The following is a 17995-nucleotide window of genomic DNA, read 5'->3' as shown; positions in this document are numbered from 1 at the left end:
TTTAAGAGGTTGAACGCGATTGCGTGGCCTTTTGGCCAAGGTTTAATAACCAGTTAACCTGTAACCAGTTAACCTGTTCCCTGTTCCCTGTTCCCTGTTCCCTGTTCCCTGTTCCCTGTTCCCTGTTCCCTGTTCCCTGTTCCCTATTCCCTGTTCCCTGTTCCCTTTGCTATATGAGTTAGAATCTCTACCGTAGCTTGCCCAGTTTTTTGCCAACTAAATTCACTGGCTCTAGCAAGACCTGATTGGCGAAGATGCGATCGCATTTGAGCATCGGTTGCTACTGCTGCCATGGCTGCTGTGATTTCTTCAGGGTTGTAAGGATTGATTAATATAGCGGCATCTCCAGCTACTTCCGGTAAGGAGGAGAGATTAGCTGTAATTACAGGAGTACCGCAAGCCATTGCCTCTAATACAGGAATACCGAAGCCTTCCCAAAGACTGGGGAATACAAATGCGATCGCATTTCTAATCATGGTCGGTAACTGGTGCTGAGGGACATATCCTAGGAATTTGACCTGACTGGATATATCCAGTTGCTCCGCTTGGGCTTCCAGCAATGGTGTGTAGCGTTTATCCGTTGCGCCAGCAATCCAGAGTTGGTAGTCTTGGCAATTGGGTAGAGCAGCGAAAGCCTCAATCAGCCGATGGAGGTTTTTGTGGGGGTCTGGGCGTCCGATGTAGAGAAAATAGGGACAATTTTCCCGGTTTTCCCCATCTTTTTCCCCATCTACTGTATCCAGATAATTAGGACTTACGAAATTTAGTTGGTTTTGCCCCCCTGCCCCCCAATTCTGGGGGGTAATGATGTCAAAGTCCCCCAGAATTGGGGGATTTAGGGGGCACTTGCGTAAGTCCTGATAATAATATTGATTGGCATCGTAAGCCAGTAAGACCGGGGTAATTTTTGCGGCTGGAATCTTGAAGAAGTCAGTAAGGTCTCTAGCCGTAGCCCTAGAGTTACAGATGATGTGTTCTGCTTGAGCAAGAACTTGGGGGATATAGTAGCGTTGGTAGGTAGTTAAGGGTGAGAAACCCTGGGGAAACCGTAACCCAATCAAATCATGAACCATTACCACATAGCGGCAATTGGTGAACAGGGGAGCTTCTGGAACAGGAGAAAACAAAAGATCCGTTCGCAATTTTTTATAAATTCGCGGCAGTTGAAACTGAGTCCACAACAGACGACGAAAATGTCCTTTCGTGCCTTGTTCAGGGCTTAAATTCCCTGGAATTGGGTAGCAAGTGTAGGTAGTAGCACTACAGAAACGGCTAGACGCAGTGGAAGAAATTAGTAAGGTAGGGTCGAGAGCTTTTAAATAAGGAAAAAGATTAGCGGCATAGTTAGCAATACCCGTAGGTTGGGAAAATAGAATCGAGAGATTGACCAACAATTGGCTCATAAAAAAAGAATTAAGAATTAAGAATTAAGAATTAAGAATTAAGAATGAGCTATTTTGAAATTCTATATAAGGCAATAGTAATTATCCTTTTAAGGTAATTATCCTCAAAACAAATACTTTACATCATAAGTGCGATAAACGCTATAATTTTTGTTGACTATTTTAATAAAATTAACGTTTATCAACACCTTTATGTTCCCGATTCCCGATTCCCGATTCCCGATTCCCGATTCCCGATTCCCTACTCCCTACTCCCTACTCCCTACTCCCTACTCCCTACTCCCTACTCCCTACTCCCTACTCCCTTCACAACCAATTACCGACCAGAATAAAAGGTGCCCAAAACAAAGGTTCGTTAAACTTGGCATCTCCAATTAAATCTAGTTGGGCTTTCCTGACAGCTTCTGCTTTGGTGATTTCTGGCTGTTTTAGGTATTCGTAAAACTTGTTCATGAATATAGCAGTGGAATCATCACGCACTTTCCACAATGTCCCTAAGGTAGAACGCGCTCCCGATTTAATCGCAAAACCCGCTAACCCTAACATCGCTTGATCGTCCCCTTTAGCAGTTTGACAAGCACTAAGAACGAGTAAATCAATTTTGTCTTCTCCCAACAATTCTTGAGTACGCAGCAGTTGCTCTAATTCTTTGACATTAATTTTATTTTCCCAGGTTAGTATAAACGTCTCCTCAGCTTTGGAGCTAAACTGACCATGAGTAGCTAAGTGTATCACATTGGAGGTTTTAGTGGTTATTTCCTGGGAAACTCTATCGCTAGTGAAGTCTTGATTGAGCATGACTGAGTCTGGGTTCAACTTTTTAGCAATTTGCTCAATTTCCTGCTTCACCCCTGTAATAGCCAATGGGTTTACCGGGGGCGGAGACAATCACAGCTAAACGTTCTGGCAAAATAATCGGGTAAATTACTGTTGCTGACCTGTCAATCTGATCAATTTCGGCAACATTAGCATCTAAACAAGCTTGCCGGAAAAAGTTATCTAATTCTGCTAATTGTAAATCCTCAATTAACTGCCGTGCCTTTTTCAGGTAATCTTGACTAGGATTACCTTCTAGCAACAATTATACCAGTTCTCGGTATACTGGTTCAACGCTTTTTCGGAAGGAAAACTGGATATCTGGATTAATGGAAACCAAATCACCGCGCAAGCTTTTTAAGTCTTTGACTGCTTCGGTATAGGCGGCAATTGGACATAAAGGCGTAGTTGGTTGAGGCGAGTTTTAACTTTTTATTCTGGATTAGTACTCGCACTTTCTGCCCGTTTAAAGTAATCTAATGCTGCTGAATTATCTCCAGAATCAAGGGCTGTATTGCCTAAACTCAACCGGATAATTCCTAATTGGTTAGTGGCTTCGATATCCTCCGCAATAGATAAGCTTTGTTCGAGTACATCTCTACTAGCGCTTACATCCCCCAACACTTCTAAAGCGATGCCTAAACTTCTGAGTATTCCTACTTTAACGGCATAATTTTATGTAATTGCTAATTGTTGATTAATCTCTTCCAGTAGACGTTTAGCACGATTATAAAATCCTAAGCTTTGCAGGGCTTCAGCTTGGTTAATTTTGCTAATCAAAGCACCAATTTTATCTCCACCTTGATTATAATACTTTTGTGCCTGTTTAAATGTTTCTAAGGCAGATTGGTTTTGTCCAGTGTGGAAAAGGAGTCTGGCTTTGGTATTAAGAATTTGCGCCCACAGCAGAGGATTGTTACTGGTAGCTGATTCGACTAACTTAAGGCTGGATTCAATAGCGGTTTGGGCAAGGTCCCACTGACTTAGGTGTTGGTAAGCTAAGGATAGATAATTCAAACTCAAGGCTTGATGGAGAGAGTCACCCCGAGTTGCGTAATCTTGGGCTGCTTGTTCCCAAATTTCCGCTGCTTGGGCAAATTGTCCCCTGTTGAAATAGGCTCTGCCTTGGTTAAGTTTACTAACTTGACTGGTAGCCTGAGGAGTTTGAGCCTGCAGAGTGGTAGCAATAGTGATTTCAGAGTGGTGAGGGGATGCGATCGCTAAACTAGGAGTAGCTGTCAGTGCTAGCAATAAACTGGGTAATCCGACGGTGACTAAATTTAGGATGGTTTTCATGATTATCTTGGTAATAGATTAATGATTAAAGTAGGGTGGGCAAAGTAATCGCTCTCATTAATACTCATTTGAACCAAACTGTTTTTGCCCACCTTACCAGTAATCAGTTAAAGTAGGGTGGGCAAAATACTCTAATCATTAATATTGATTGGAACCAAACTGTTTTTGCCCACCTTAGCAGTTAAAGTAGGGTGGGCAAAATACTCTAATCATTAATACTGATTGGAACCAAACTGTCTTTGCCCACCTTAGCAGTTAAAGTAGGGTGGGCAAAGTCATCTCATCATTAATACTGATTGGAACCAAACTGTCTTTGCCCACCTTACCAGTAAAAAGTAATCGCTCTCATTAATACTGATTTCAAGCAAACTGTCTTTGCCCACCTTACCAGTAATCAGCTAAAGTAGGGTGGGCAAAGTAATTTAATCATTAATACTGATTGGAACCAAACTGTTTTTGCCCACCCTACAAGCTAAAAACTGATTGAAACCAAACTGTTTTTGCCCACCCTACAATCTAATCCTCTTTAATCGCACAAGTTGCTCGCAGAAAATCGAGCGCCTGGTTCGAGTTGACAACAGCGACTAATTCCACATTACCTTCCTCATTAATAATCCAAGCATTAGCTTCCACTATCGGTGCTTTGGTATTAGTGTGTGCTTTACGATCTTCAGCTTCGGGTATGGCGCGCACTATGGATAGATCCGATATATCCCGCACATCCGATAAAATTTGGCCACCCCGTACCATGGCACTGGGATCTTGGGGTATGCCACCCCGTCCGGTAATATAAAAACTACTGGTGGCAGTCCAACGGCAACCTTCAGCGATTTGTTGAGTGCGATCGCTAGTATCTGTGGGTAGTTGAACTAAGCCATTAGCCGGATCGGCGTCAGGATTGTTAATGGTGATCACCCCATCTACCCCAAACTGAGAACTAGCGGTAATGGCACTATCTGGAAACACAAATAAGCCTTGGGTAGTAATGGCAATATCTCCACCATTGCCTCGATTAGCATTGGCGTTGATCAAGCTACTTTCAATGAGACCTACCAAGGCTAAAGTATTCCCTGGTTGAACCTGTAATTGGGATCCAAGATTACTGCGATCGAAAGGTGCGAAAATACTGCCATTTAGGATCTGTCCTGGACCATTTACTGTAATAGTTCCGGGATTTGTTCCCATCTGTAAACCAGGGGTAATATTAATCGTTAATAACGGTGCTTGGTTTGGTTCAGTGGCACTAAATTCAATCCCATTTCCAAATACTACACTCTCGGCAGTAGTAGCAAAAAATGAACCACCAATATTCAACGAAGCATTTTGCCCAAAGATAATCCCGGCTGGATTAATCAGAAATAAATTAGCGTTACCATTAGCACGAATCAAGCCGTCAATGTTAGAAATATTTCCTCCGGTGACACGGCTAAAGATATTGACAATATCCCCAGCATTGTTAAAAAAGGCTGACCCGTTGCTGGGTACAGAAAATTCCGAGAAGCTATGAAACAAATTATCTGAAGTGCGTACGCCAGATTCAATCAAGAAATTCACTCCATCATCACTATTAACCGTAGTGGATAAGGTGCCATCACTGCTGATTTGGGCGGTGGCGATATTGGGGATGAGGACACTAGAGAGTAAAAGATGGCCGAGTAAATAGCATCGCTGAATAGTTTGGTTCATCAACTTGACCCTGGTGGCTGATGTAACTTCGGTTTGAGTGGGATATGGTTATTTTTCCCATCACCGATGGTTAAACTTACAAATCGTCAGCTGTCAGTTGTCAGCTAAAGTAGCTAAAGTAGGGTGGGCAAAGTAATTTAATCATTAATACTCATTTGAACCAAACTGTCTTTGCCCACCCTACAATCTATGGTCACGCTACGCGAACGGGAGAATTTAATAGTTCGAGATTATAGCACTACGCATTAAGGTGTTTGACATTGATACAAGCTGCCAAAGCTGTTATACTGAGGTCTTGCACCAAGTTTAAAATAGACCTGTGAAGGTAGGCAATAGGCATGCTAGCAATAGGCAACAGTGATAATATTTGACTGTTTCTGTAATGAAATTGATTGTTATCCGTTAGGCTATTTAGTATTTCTGTACTGGTGCAAGATCTGAGTTATACCAAACTTTTGCCTTTTGCCTGTTGCCTTTTGCCTTTTGCCTGTTGCCTGTTCCCTGTTGCCTTTTGCCTGTTGCCTTTTGCCTGTTGCCTTTTGCCTGTTCCCTGTTCCCTATTCCCTGTTCCCTGTTCCCTATTGAAAACCGCTATATTAGATTACTTCGTACCATACAAGCGATCGCCTGCATCCCCAAGTCCTGGAACAATATAGCCATGGTGATCTAATTCTTGATCAATAGCCGCCGTATAAATCACTACATCCGGATGCTGCTGTTGGAAATAGTCAAGCCCTTGCTGTGCGGCTAATAAGCACAGAAACTTAATGGACTTCGGGCTAACTTCCTTGAGTCGGTCAACAGCAGCAACGGCAGTATTACCTGTAGCTAACATCGGATCAACCACCAACACATCTCGCTGAGTCATATCATCGGGGAGTTTGAAATAATATTCGATGGGCACAAAGGTATGGGGGTCACGGTACAAACCGATATGACCGACACGAGATGATGGGATGAGTTCTAGAATACCATCTAACAGACCCTGTCCGGCTCGCATAATCGAGACAATCACCATCTTCTTTTCTGAAGCCAGCATCGGAGCTAGCATCGGCGAGATTGGTGTATTGATTGGTTCATACTTCAGGGGCAAATCCCGTGTTACCTCGTATGCCAACAATAACCCAACTTCTTTAAGGAGTTTACGAAATTTGGCAGTACTGGTTTCAGCCTGACGCATCAGGCTTAACTTATGCTGCACCAGGGGATGGTAAATTACTTTGACATTATTGATCATTAGTGATTGATCATCAGTGATTGGTGGCGACCTATTTGACTTTAACAGAAAGTGACACTATTTCAAAAATAAACGGTTGCGTGGCTAATTTGTATATGGCTAATTTGTATATAAAGTGTGATTAGCGCATTAATGATCACAACATCAATAATAAGATAGCATTTACAAATATATCATGAAAACAAATGCTGATTTATGATAAAACCAAAAAATCCTAGCATCCCTCTTTACTGCTGTTCCCTATTCCCAAATCCGCTGTTTTCTTTTTTAATCAATCCTATGTTTACATCTCAACTAAAAATTCTATACTATGAATACTAAATTCTTGAATTCTCAGCGCATAATTAACCTTAGCACCGTGTTGGCTATCCTTTTTCTAGGAGCTTGCACGGGAAAACCCAACCGTCTAACCCAGCAAAGCTTTGAGGTCAAATTCTTAGTCGGTAGCGCTTTAGGGCAATTCTGCGAGCAAGCAGCCGAGCAATTTAACCAACAACAGCCCAAATTAGCCAATGGCAAGGGGTTTTATCTCAACTGCGACACTAAAAGTAGTAGCGATGTGGTAACTAGTCTGACATCCCTGGCACAACAACTCAAATCCCGTAGCCTTAAGCGTAATGGGCCAGAATTTCCTACCTTAGTTTCCGTGGATGGGGAAATCTATCATCGTCAGTTAATCGATCAGATCAATCAGATTTTTCTAGGGAAAGATTACATTGGAGAAATTCCCGATGCGCCGTTGTTAGCCCATAGCCCCATGGTATTTATGACATCGGCAGAATTAGCCGATGGATTACGGCAGCAACCGGATTTGTACAAAGCTTTGGTTAATACCAAAACCCACCAGGAACTGGATCCCAATAGCCCTCAATTGCCCATTCACCTTGTCCACACTGCTCCTACTGGCTCCAATTCTGGTTTACAAACCTTAGTGGCTCAATTTGCCAGTGTATCTGGCAAAGGACCAGAACAATTGACAGTAGCAGATGTGGAGGGTTATCAGACACAGATCCAAGCTATACAAAGTAAAGTGATTCGCTATGGTGTCTCTACTAGTTCTTTGGCAAAGGACATGGTAAAGAATGGTTCATTTTGGGCATCGATTGGTTCAGTGTACGAGTCCTCAGTGATTGCTGCAAATACCGATCAGCAAGCTGGGCAAAGCCGCTATGAGGCAGTGTATCCCCAGGCCACCTTTACCTCCAATATGCGAGCAATTTTACCCAAAGCTCCTTGGGTGAGTAGGCAGGAAAAGGCTGCTGCGCAACAGGTGATTGACTATTTGCGATCGCCCCAAGTCCAAAAAATTGCCACAGAACTTGGTTTAAGGCCAGGTGTACCAGAAGTGCCATTAGGTGCCAAGTTTTCTGGTCAATTCGGTGTTGACTCCAAGGCCAAATACGATTCTCTGGGTTCCCCTCAACCAGAGGTAGTGGCAGCAATGCTCAAGTCCTGGCAGGAATTTGCCAAAAAACCCTCACAAGTGGTGGTGCTGGTAAACTCTTCCGGTTCTATGTCGGAGAATAAATTAGCAGCGGTTAAAAAGACCTTGGGCGCATACATCGAGAGTTTAGGACCAACAGAGCAAATTGCCCTGATTGATTTTGATTCCGAGATTCGTCCACCAGTATTGGTAGATAGCACCCCTCAAAAACGCGATCGCGCTATGGCGTTTATTCTTAATCTCAACCCTGACGGGGGTAATCGGTTATATGATGCTGCCCTGGAAGCCCGTAACTGGTTACAAAACAATTACCGAGAGGGTGCCATTAATGCTGTAGTAATTTTGACCGATGGCGACGATTCTGATTCTAAGCTTCGTCTTGAGCAACTGTTTCAAGAACTGGAAAAAAGTGGCTTTTCCAGCGATAAGCGAATTGCCTTTTTCACTATTGGTTACGGTAACGAAGGAGACTTTAATCCTAAAGTACTAGAACAAATTGCTGAATTTAATTGGGGATACTACCGTCAAGGGGATCCATCAACTATTTCTCAATTAATGGCAGCTTTAAAACTGGAGTTTTAAAACTATGAAATATTAATTTATAATCAGTCGCTCTCAATTATAGAGCTATCGTTGATCAGATAATGATGAAACTTAGCTTGATTATCCGATATTTTTGCTAGTCGGTTGGTAAGCATATGCGCTACGCGCACGCTTACGTCGGTGGTGTACTACTCGTAGTTGGTGTCCGGTTTATACCGAGCTACTGTAGTATCCTAATTTAGAGTAAGTGTTGTGCTCAGTTTACCAGCCGCCTTATTCTACCGATATTCTCCTCCAAGAATTTATTGCCCATGGTTCGAATGACCCAGATGTTGCCACCGTTTACCAAAGTATTGCTATCCATCGGTAGCAATAAGCACCGCATAAATCAGGGTAAACCGGATCAACACTCAGCACTCAGCACTCATACCAAGTTGCGGTCAAACGTACAACTTTCTCTTCCCCCCATCTCCCCATCTCCCCATCTCCCTATCTCCCTATCTCCCTATCCAAGCAATCTACTATCTTTGAATGCAACTCGGTATCAGCACTCAGCAATCAACGCACCTGAGAGAATTCAAATCCATAAGACCACCAAATTGTACAGCAATAGCAGATAATTGATTCTTGACGGCAAATAAATAATAAATAAATGATAAAGACTGCATGGGTGTTTCCCGGACAAGGTTCTCAAGTACCAGGTATGGGAGTGGACTTATTAGACCTGCCCTCTGCAAAGGTTAAGTTTAAGCAAGCTGAGGAAATTTTAGGCTGGTCTGTGCTGGATATTTGTCAAGGGGAGTCCGATCAGTTATCTCAAACCCTCTACACTCAACCTGCCTTATACGTAGTTGAGAGTATCCTGGCTGATCTGCTCATGGAACAAGGGGAACGACCCAATCTAGTAGCCGGTCACAGTTTGGGAGAATATGTTGCCCTCTACACTGCCAGGGTATTTAACTTTGAGGCAGGGCTACGCCTAGTCCAACATCGGGCTAAATTGATGGATAGTGCAACTGAAGGCATGATGGTTGCTCTGATTGGCTTCAAACGCCCAGAACTTGAAGAAAAAATCCAGCAGATACAGGATGTTGTTATTGCTAATGATAACAGTCCTGCTCAAGTGGTAATTTCAGGTAGACCAACAGCAGTTCAGGATTTGCTGAGTCAGATTAAAGTCAAACGGGCTGTTCCTCTAAAAGTGTCCGGTGCCTTTCATTCTCCCTTAATGGCTCAAGCAGCAGCTCAGTTCCAGGAACTTTTGCTGTCTGTCCCCTTTGCTGATGCCCAGGTACCAGTATTATCGAATGTGGACCCTGTACCCACGGTAGAGGCAGCTACCTTAAAACATCAACTCCAGTCTCAAATTACTGGTTCAGTACGATGGCGAGAAATTTCTCTGAGGCTACCAGTGGAAGGCATTGAGAAAGTGGTGGAAGTCGGACCAGGTAAGGTGCTGACTGGCTTAATTAAACGGATGTGTCCCGAGTTAATTTTAGAAAACGTTAATAGCATTGCTGATCTGCAACAATGCTTAGCAGTAAGCTAACTCGAAGCCCTAAGCTCGACCTAATTCATGTCTTGGATGGCGGCGCGATCCTCTTTGACGCGCCGCTTTGATGAAATTCCCCCAATCGTTATCAGGGTGTAGAGATCACAAGTGTGGCAAGTGTGTGGAGATGGGGAGATGAGAAGATGGGGAGATGGGAGCGATTTTTATTAACGGTAATTATCCTGACATGATATGAGGAGCGCTCCGGAAGCGTTTCGGCAAAGCCGACGCTACGCGAACGCAAAGCGTGGCCATTCGCGTAGCGTGGCCCAAAGGCCAAGGCCTCAGCTTCCGCGCTTATGCGATTGACCTTTGGTCACGCTACGCGATGAAGCTTCGCTTCCGCGCTTATGCGATTGACCTTTGGTCACGCTACGCGAACGCATATCGCTCCAGGGCAAACCCATCTAAATTCTAGAAGCCTTACTCAGAAGCGATGCAGAGGTGCGACCCGTGGCGAATTTAATAATTAGATGCGGAAAGCGCATCTAACCAAGATTTCAAAATTAATAAGCAAAAATACTTATCCGTACAAGGTCATATCCAGTAGGCATTTCACGCATCAGATGGGAATACCGCTGCATATCGCTTAAATCCAGAACCATTAGGTTTTTTTTAGTTTCTCAAACTTACCTAACATTCTTGATTGAGTCGCTTTTGAAATCAGAAAAATATGAGAAAATGCAAAATCACAGAGTAAATAGGTAAGTCAGTTGACATTCGATGGCTCGAAAAGGTCTCTGGATTGGTGGTCTTTAGACAAAAAATTAACCACTGTTTCCTTATGCCTAGCAAACTGACTTGTGCTGACTTACATCTGACCCGTATAAGACTTTGATCCAACAGGTTTTGTTAGGGGAAAATGTTAGCTAAATAAGCATTTTTATAGCTGATTTATTTGCTCTATTTATTGTCTTAACAATATGAATAAAACCAATTATTTTTATTGCCAAAGGAGTTGCATATGCTTGAAATAATGAGTATTCACAAAGCTGATGAAATCAGTCAAATAAAAAAAACAAAAACTGGAATAATTCCTGGCAAAATGGAACTCATCATCAAAATTAATGAATTGCCTACAGCAAAAACTGTTAAAAACGGCTGGCAGGAATTTAATGTTGATTGTGATGGCACGATTTTTACGATTAAGGTCAAACCCAAAGTTTGGAAAAAAATCACGACTGCGAATGAGATGTATTCCATGTGGGTTGCTGTTATTACTGGCAAACTGGGAGCAAAAATTAACAAAGGGTTTCGGGTAGAGCAACCAGGTATTCAAGTATTTGAGAAAAAACCCAAGGCACCGAAACCAGATAAAACACAGGTACAAGCCCAATCACAGGAACAACTACAACCACAACCACAAGCTCAATCACAGGAACAGCTAGGCCAATCACAGGAACAGCTAGGCCAATCACAGGAACAGCTAGACCAATCACAGGAGCAGCTAGCTCAATCACACGAACAGCTACAGGAGCAGCTAGCCCAATCACAGGAACAGCTAGCCCAATCACAGGAGCAGCTAGCTCAATCACACGAACAACTTCAGGAGCAGCTAGCCCAATCACAGGAACAGCTAGCCCAATCACAGGAGCAGCTAGCTCAATCACAAGCCTAAGCAAAGACCAAGAATTGGACGTTAAACTGATTTAATCTCAACAGTTATAATCAAATTTCGTTAATCGTTAATTGAGAATTAATAATTTTAAATTAACGATTAACGATTAACAATGAACAATGAAGAATTAACAATTTTCCTGGATTCCTGCTCCAGCGGATCGGTTCCTCAGCCCCCAAGCCACAAAAGCTAATGTTATGCTAGCTTAAATGGCTAATTGTTCATAGTGTTAATTGGTTTACAGGCTTTAGCCATGAGCCATTTCCTATAGGCTATCTCCATATGAGCGATCGCATAACTCATATCCTTCTGATTGATGATGACCCAGTATTCCGATTGGGTCTAAGGACTGCCTTGCAAGCCTTCCAGGATCTGCTAGTTGTAGCTGAGGCTGATACTGGCACAGAAGCCCGATCAAGATTAGCGGCACTAGAGGGGACCAACTCCGTGGATGTGGCAATTTTGGAACTAGCTTTGGCTGAGCCTAATTCAAATCAAGAGGTAACCTTATCAGGATTGCCACTGTGTCAGGGATTACGGCGGGAGTACCCTAACTTGCCAATATTACTACTGACCAAGCAATCTCAACCCACTGTGCTAGCAGCAGCTCAAGCATTGGGTGTCAATGGGTATTGCCCCAAAGGAGTAGCGATCGCTACCATTGTTGAAGCCATTGGTCAAATTACTAAGGGTCAATCCTATTGGCAGACACTGTCTAACTTACCTACTGTATCCTATAAAGGTGCAGGTTTTGCTCCCTGGTATCAACAGTGGCGTAACTCAGGATTCCAACAATTTGAAGCCGCTTTAGTCCAGGTTAATAGTCAGCTGCAAAATCCTGGTCTTTCCAATTGGGATTGGCTGTTTTGGACTGGACGCCGTCGAGAACTGTTGGTAGCCCGTTGGCTGGCGGATCAGCTATTACCGGCTAGCATCATTCTGGTGGAACCGTCACGGGACAATGCCTTAGTCCCAATGCCTAAACCGGAAAGCTCACTGACTGTTGCGCCAAGGGCTCAATCCCAGCTTAGCCCTAAGGCACCACTAGTTGAGCGGAGAGTTGAGCGGACAATGGTAAAACTTCAATCTGGTTTATCCAACCTCTCTGGTGTTCCTCTAGAACTTGACATTCTCCAAGTAGAGAAAAGAGCAGAGTTACTTGGTTTAGTCTTCCAAACCTTTGAAGCGCTGATTGAAGATTTGCGCTTGTCTCAAGTAACACCGGAACAGTTACCTCACAAGCAACAGCTGATTCTGAAAGACCTGTGGGAAGCATCAGTAACAGATTTCTTCGGTAAATATTATACCTTGTACACGGAAAATACTCAACTAGAAGTTGTCACTATTTTGGTGGGTAACTATCCCATTGTAAAAAAGGAAATTATTGATAAAATTCCTCTAGTTATTGATTTATTATATCATCGGCTATTTGACAGCTCATTAATAATTGATAATGTCTCCTATCCTGCCCACACCCCCGAAGCAATTCAACGGTCAGAACTTATCCTGGACAATTTAATTATCCAAATTGCTAATGGGGTGATTCAACCGTTATTAAATCAATTGGCAGATGTAGAAAGTATTAAGGTAAATTTTTATCATCAAAATTTAATGTCATCTCGGGAAATTGCTAGATTTCGCAATAATCTCTCCTGGCGATATCGCCAAGATAAATTATTTGGTGAGCCACAAGCAATTTTCGAGAGTCGATATGATTTATTTATCCTAACTGACACTGGCATTAAACAAACCAGTATCTATGCTCCCCGGCGTCGGGAATTAGAACGGCTACGAGGTTTTCAGCTAGCTGTGACGTTAGCCTATGAGCTACGGGATGCTCTTTCTCCCCGTGTGCAAGCGGCTGTCACTTGGATTGGTAATGGTGTGGTGTATCTGTTGACCCAAGTCTTTGGTAGAAGTATTGGTCTAGTGGTTCGTGGTGTAATTCAGGGCATTGGTAGTAGCGTCCAAGAGGCCAGGTTTGGGAAAAATTCTGGACGTGGGAAGTAGGGAAGAGGGGAAAGTAAAAAAATACCATTACATCCGGCATAGGGACTGATTCAACCCTCCCCACCTAAACAATTTTAGAAAACAATTTTAGAAGCCCCTGCCTCTAGGCATAGGTTTCATGACTCATTCACAGTCACACCCTTTTTGCCATTACTCTCAGTATGCTCTACTACATCCGAGCCTAGAGGATTAGCTTGATGCTGAGATGGTGGCAAAGCGGGTTCTAATATTTTCCAAGCCTCTTCGGCAATGGGCAAATACTGATCGTGAGCGGCTTTAGCTTCAGCAAATTTTGTTAAGGTTTTGGCAAAATTTCTATCCGTTGCCAGTTTCATATGTTCCGGTGTCAGGGGGTCTGGGGAAAATAAGGCTTCGATTACTGGCCGTAATTCCACAGCTTGTTGGTAAGCTTGTTCCAAATTTACCCTTAAACTTGCTAAAGATGCGATCGCTTTTACTGACTGAATAATCTCTGCTTCTTCACCATCTGTACTACCGGTAGCTAGTGGCTCAACTAAAATCAAATCGTCAGCACTCAAGCCATCGGCAAAGCTATCCTCATTGACCGTAGTGTCTTCTGAGTCTTCCATGCGCCGTTGAATCTCGTCGAGAGCTTTGGCTCTGTTTCTGGCATTGTCCGTTCTGCCGGGGACTTCAACGATGAAGCCGAGTTCTTCTAAATCCTTGGTTGTATATTGCAACGTAGCTTTTGACATAATGTTTACCCTAGTTTCAGTATTCGATTAGATTAATCCTACTTAGATTTATAGTACGCCTGATCGAGTTCCCCATGGAACATGGTTCCAAAACCGCAATGGAGTAAGCTATCAGCTCTCAGCTCTCAGCTCTCAGCTCTCAGCTCTCAGCTCTCAGCTCTCAGCTCTCAGCTCTCAGCTCTCAGCCATCAGCTCTCAGCTCTCAGCTATCAGCCATCAGCTCTCAGCTTATGCGCACGCTACGCGAACAGCTATCAGCCATTGGCCAACGGCTGACGGCTAACCGCTGACCACTGACCACTGACCACTGACCACTGACCACTGACTGCTGACCACTGACCGCTGACCACTGACGGTCTAGCTAAGAATTTTTGCTTACTGAGTATTTATTAACTTTTGTAAAAATGAGTGTTCAAGACCTAGAAAACTGATATATACGTCGCTACACTATGCAAAGTGTGTGTTTATACTGATTTTGAAAGTATTAACGGTGTGAGGTTTGTGGATCCTAGATGATTCCTATTCAACTAACTCTAAAAAACTTCCTCAGCTACCGCGACGCAACTCTAGACTTTCGCGGTCTTCACACTGCCTGTATTTGTGGTCAGAATGGAGCCGGGAAATCGTCCTTGCTAGAAGCCATTACCTGGGCAATTTGGGGACAAAGCCGTGTTGCCTCAGAAAACGATGTCATCAATACTGGGGCGAAGGAAGTCCGAGTAGACTTTATTTTTCAAAATAATCAACAAACCCATCGAATTATTCGGACTCGCCACCGAAAACAGGGGAGTTCCCTAGAGTTTCAAGTGGAAACACCAAATGGTTTTAAGTCTTTAAGCCAGAAAGGAGTACGAGCAACTCAATTATTAATAATAGCGAATCTGAAGCTAGATTACGATACCTTTATCAACTCCTCTTACCTGCGTCAAGGTCGAGCCGATGAGTTTATGGTCAGGCGTCCCAGTGAACGGAAACAAATTCTGGCAGATTTGCTCAAACTAGACCAGTACGAAAAATTGGCAGACCAGGCAAAGGATTTGTCAAAGCAGTTGAAAGGTCAAGTAGAACAGCTAGAGCAAAGTTTGCAGGGTATTAAAGAACAACTGGGAGAACGGGATGCGATCGCAAAGGAAACAGCTACCCTCGAAACTGCTTTACACCAGCTGCAACAAGACCAAGACCAAGACGCGCAACAACTCAAAAAACTACAAGCCATTGGACATCAGCGCAATAGCTGGGAACAACAGCTGAACTTTGTGAGGACACAATATCGTAATCTTACTCAAGATTGCGATCGCATACAACAAGACATTGCTACTGCTGTTGCCCAACAAGAACAACTTTCTGAACTACTCTCTCAAGACCAACAAATTACTGCTGGTTATGCCGAATACCTCCAGCTACAAGAACTTGAAGAAAGTCTTGCCGCCAAATTACAGACTTATCAGAAAGCGCAACAGCAACGACAACAACTCCAACAGCAGCTTAATCAAGACATTAATCAACATAATCTGCAAATCCGTGATACCCAAGCTCAACTAGAAGCCTTGGGTACTCAAGAGCAAGAGATTCAAGATACTCTCTCCCGTTCAGGGGAAGTGGCTACAGCCCTGGCACGACTTAACCGATCTCGTCAACGCCTTAAGCAGTTAGATAATCTGCAACTAGAAGTCTCTCCCTTGTTGCAACGCCGTGGGTCTATCCAAAGCGAACTTGACCGGGTTCAAGCCAGACTCAGTGCCAAATTAGAAGAACTGGTTTCTTCTGAAAAACAGTTATCCCAGCAAGTAGCAACAACACCTCAGCTGAGACAGGCCGCACTTCAGTTAGAAGCTGAACTTGGGGAATTAGAGAAAAAGCGGGTCTACCTGTCTCGGTTACAGGACAAAGGACTAGAACGTCGAGGCTTTCGAGAACGCCTCCACGAAAACCAACGTCGCTATCAAAAATTACTGGGGGAACTGACCCAAAAAATCCAGTTTCTGCAAGTTCAGAACGCAGTTTGTCCCTTATGCGAGCAGCCTCTAGATGCAGCCCATTCTGACCGGGTGATTCAGAAAACCACTGCTGAGCACAAGGATGTTCAAGATCAATTCTGGGTAGTACGAGAGCAGCTAACCGTTTGTGAACGAGAACTTCAGGTGTTGCGCCATGAATACTCCCAAATTTCCCAACAACTCTCTCCTTATGAACAGTTGCTCGAACAACGGGGACAACTAGCAGCACAACTAGAAGCCACCGACGAAGTTTATGACCGACTCTATGAAGTATCTGAGGAAAAGAAAGAACTGGAACAATCCCTTACTATTCGTGCTTATGGGGTAGAGTTACACGAAGAACTCAGGCAACTCGACCTCCGAGTCCAACAGCTCAACTACGATGAACAAACCCATGCTCTAGCACGGGGGGAAGTTGACCGCTGGCGCTGGGCTGAAATCCACTCGGCTAAGCTAGAAGAAGCAAGACGGCGTCAGCAAAAAATTGATGCCCAGAAACCACAGCTGCTTCGAAAGCTGGATAGTCTTCAAGGCTCAGTGCATCAGTTACAAACCAATTCCCCGTTGAAGCAGCAATTGGATCAGCTAGATCGATACATTGCTGAGATTGGCTATAACTTGGATGCTCATAATCAGGTTAGAGCCTCCTTGCGTCAAGCCCAATCTTGGCAACTGCGTTATCAGGAATTACAAACCGCCCAAGAGCAAAATCCCCAAGTCGGTCAACGCTTGGCAAGCCTAACTCAAAGCCTCCAGAGCAGACGCTGTAATCTCAAGGAGGTTAATACACAAATTGAGGACATTGTCAAGCAAATGGAACAAAGTCCTGATGTCACTAGGGACATCCAAGCCTTAGAACAGGGGATGAAGCAGCGCCGACAGCAAATGGATAAACAACTATCCCAGCAGGGGCGTCTCCAACAACGGTTGCAGCAACTGGAATCCCTACAAAGTCAGTATCAACAGCAACTCGAAAAGCTGCAACAACTCCAGCGGCAATATCGGGTGCATCAGGAATTAGCGATCGCATTTGGCAAAAATGGCATCCAGGCACTCATGATAGAGAATATTTTGCCTCAACTAGAAGCCCAAAGCAATCAAATTTTGGCTAGACTGACTGGGAATCAGTTACACATCCAAATTGTTACCCAAAAGGCCGGGAGTCGGTCTTCTAAGAAAAAAACCAAACTGATTGATACCTTAGATATTTTAATTGCTGATGCCAGTGGTACTCGACCTTATGAAACCTATTCCGGTGGTGAAGCATTTCGGATTAATTTTGCCATTCGTCTGGCATTAGCACAACTGTTGGCCCAACGCTCAGGCACATCCTTACAAATGTTGATTGTGGATGAGGGGTTTGGCACCCAAGATGCCGAGGGGTGTGAGCGATTGATTGCAGCAATTAATGCGATCGCATCCGATTTTGCTTGTATTTTAACCGTGACTCATATGCCTCAGTTTAAAGAAGCCTTTCAGACCAGGATTGAAGTATCTAAGACATCCCTTGGCTCTCAGTTAAGTTTATCGATGTAATCAATGCTAATATTTGTAGCAAAGGGAGTCGGGAGTCGGGAGTCGGGAGTCGGGAGTCGGGAGTCGGGAGTCGGGAATAGGGAATAGGGAATAGGGAATAGGGCGTCAAGAATGATAACAATTACTTAAATGATAGCTGAT

Annotated in this window: 18 protein-coding genes; 9 read left to right on the top strand and 9 right to left on the bottom strand. The window is 43.7% G+C overall.

The features are described 5' to 3' along the window. Window positions 1-23: 23 nt before the first annotated feature. On the top strand, window positions 24-182 hold the full coding sequence (locus F6K46_RS02115; RefSeq protein WP_293058365.1) for a hypothetical protein: 159 nt from the start codon (window positions 24-26) through the stop codon (window positions 180-182). On the opposite strand, the gene F6K46_RS02110 is transcribed toward F6K46_RS02115, so the two are convergent. Beyond that, the gene (locus tag F6K46_RS02110; protein ID WP_293058362.1) at window positions 144-1403 is read right to left on the bottom strand and encodes a glycosyltransferase family 1 protein; all 1260 of its coding nucleotides are present in this window, start codon (window positions 1401-1403) and stop codon (window positions 144-146) included. The genes F6K46_RS02115 and F6K46_RS02110 overlap by 39 nt on opposite strands. 153 nt (window positions 1404-1556) lie before the next feature. Here F6K46_RS02110 and F6K46_RS02105 point away from each other — a divergent pair, with 153 nt between their 5' ends. Next, complete coding sequence (locus F6K46_RS02105; protein WP_293058359.1) at window positions 1557-1781, top strand: hypothetical protein; 225 nt, start codon at window positions 1557-1559, stop codon at window positions 1779-1781. Here the strand turns inward: F6K46_RS02105 and F6K46_RS02100 are convergent. The 5 genes from F6K46_RS02100 to F6K46_RS02080 form a co-directional block, all read right to left on the bottom strand. Next, the gene (locus F6K46_RS02100) at window positions 1710-2267 is read right to left on the bottom strand and encodes a CHAT domain-containing protein (protein WP_293058356.1); all 558 of its coding nucleotides are present in this window, start codon (window positions 2265-2267) and stop codon (window positions 1710-1712) included. The genes F6K46_RS02105 and F6K46_RS02100 overlap by 72 nt on opposite strands. Then, window positions 2236-2481 (bottom strand): hypothetical protein, encoded by a 246-nt coding sequence (locus F6K46_RS02095; RefSeq protein ID WP_293058353.1) that lies wholly within the window; start codon window positions 2479-2481, stop codon window positions 2236-2238. Before F6K46_RS02095 ends, F6K46_RS02100 begins: the two co-directional genes overlap by 32 nt. A 170-nt stretch (window positions 2482-2651) precedes the next feature. Continuing rightward, window positions 2652-2873 (bottom strand): tetratricopeptide repeat protein, encoded by a 222-nt coding sequence (locus F6K46_RS02090; RefSeq protein WP_293058421.1) that lies wholly within the window; start codon window positions 2871-2873, stop codon window positions 2652-2654. Window positions 2874-2894: 21 nt separating this feature from the next. Beyond that, the gene (locus F6K46_RS02085; RefSeq protein WP_293058350.1) at window positions 2895-3515 is read right to left on the bottom strand and encodes a hypothetical protein; all 621 of its coding nucleotides are present in this window, start codon (window positions 3513-3515) and stop codon (window positions 2895-2897) included. 516 nt (window positions 3516-4031) lie between these two features. Beyond that, entirely contained in the window at window positions 4032-5201 is a 1170-nt protein-coding gene (locus F6K46_RS02080; RefSeq protein WP_293058347.1) for a filamentous hemagglutinin N-terminal domain-containing protein, read from the bottom strand. A gap of 462 nt (window positions 5202-5663) precedes the next feature. Here F6K46_RS02080 and F6K46_RS02075 point away from each other — a divergent pair, with 462 nt between their 5' ends. Then, entirely contained in the window at window positions 5664-5786 is a 123-nt protein-coding gene (locus F6K46_RS02075) for a hypothetical protein (protein WP_269087104.1), read from the top strand. Window positions 5787-5802: 16 nt separating this feature from the next. Here the strand turns inward: F6K46_RS02075 and upp are convergent, their stop codons facing one another. Then, window positions 5803-6438 carry a uracil phosphoribosyltransferase gene (upp, locus tag F6K46_RS02070; RefSeq protein ID WP_075905299.1) on the bottom strand — a complete coding sequence of 212 codons (636 nt, stop codon included), beginning with the start codon at window positions 6436-6438 and terminating at the stop codon, window positions 5803-5805. Between the two features lie 310 nt (window positions 6439-6748). Here upp and F6K46_RS02065 point away from each other — a divergent pair, with 310 nt between their 5' ends. The 5 genes from F6K46_RS02065 (at window position 6749) to F6K46_RS02045 (ending at window position 13605) form a co-directional block, all read left to right on the top strand. After that, window positions 6749-8464: a VWA domain-containing protein gene (locus tag F6K46_RS02065; RefSeq protein WP_293058342.1), complete on the top strand. Its 1716-nt coding sequence runs from the start codon at window positions 6749-6751 to the stop codon at window positions 8462-8464. A 613-nt stretch (window positions 8465-9077) separates the two neighbouring features. After that, a complete protein-coding gene (fabD, locus tag F6K46_RS02060) occupies window positions 9078-9974 on the top strand; it encodes an ACP S-malonyltransferase (RefSeq protein WP_293058339.1) in 897 nt (298 codons plus the stop codon). 250 nt (window positions 9975-10224) lie between these two features. Continuing rightward, window positions 10225-10395 carry a hypothetical protein gene (locus F6K46_RS02055; RefSeq protein ID WP_293058336.1) on the top strand — a complete coding sequence of 57 codons (171 nt, stop codon included), beginning with the start codon at window positions 10225-10227 and terminating at the stop codon, window positions 10393-10395. 546 nt (window positions 10396-10941) lie between these two features. Then, complete coding sequence (locus tag F6K46_RS02050) at window positions 10942-11595, top strand: hypothetical protein (protein WP_293058333.1); 654 nt, start codon at window positions 10942-10944, stop codon at window positions 11593-11595. A 282-nt stretch (window positions 11596-11877) separates the two neighbouring features. Further along, a complete protein-coding gene (locus F6K46_RS02045; protein WP_293058330.1) occupies window positions 11878-13605 on the top strand; it encodes a DUF3685 domain-containing protein in 1728 nt (575 codons plus the stop codon). A gap of 116 nt (window positions 13606-13721) precedes the next feature. On the opposite strand, the gene F6K46_RS02040 is transcribed toward F6K46_RS02045, so the two are convergent. Beyond that, window positions 13722-14321: a hypothetical protein gene (locus F6K46_RS02040; protein ID WP_293058327.1), complete on the bottom strand. Its 600-nt coding sequence runs from the start codon at window positions 14319-14321 to the stop codon at window positions 13722-13724. Window positions 14322-14833: 512 nt separating this feature from the next. Here F6K46_RS02040 and sbcC point away from each other — a divergent pair. Continuing rightward, the gene (gene sbcC / locus F6K46_RS02035) at window positions 14834-17854 is read left to right on the top strand and encodes an exonuclease subunit SbcC (RefSeq protein WP_293058324.1); all 3021 of its coding nucleotides are present in this window, start codon (window positions 14834-14836) and stop codon (window positions 17852-17854) included. Here sbcC and F6K46_RS02030 read toward each other — a convergent pair. Further along, a complete protein-coding gene (locus F6K46_RS02030) occupies window positions 17814-17963 on the bottom strand; it encodes a hypothetical protein (RefSeq protein WP_293058321.1) in 150 nt (49 codons plus the stop codon). The two genes, sbcC and F6K46_RS02030, sit on opposite strands and share 41 nt — an antisense overlap. Between the last annotated feature and the right edge of the window lie 32 nt (window positions 17964-17995).

This window comes from Moorena sp. SIO3E8 (assembly GCF_010692445.1).
Classification (GTDB): domain Bacteria; phylum Cyanobacteriota; class Cyanobacteriia; order Cyanobacteriales; family Coleofasciculaceae; genus Moorena; species Moorena bouillonii.
The sequence above is the reverse complement of the archived record's forward strand: the minus strand, read 5'-3'. Positions and strand labels throughout refer to the sequence as shown.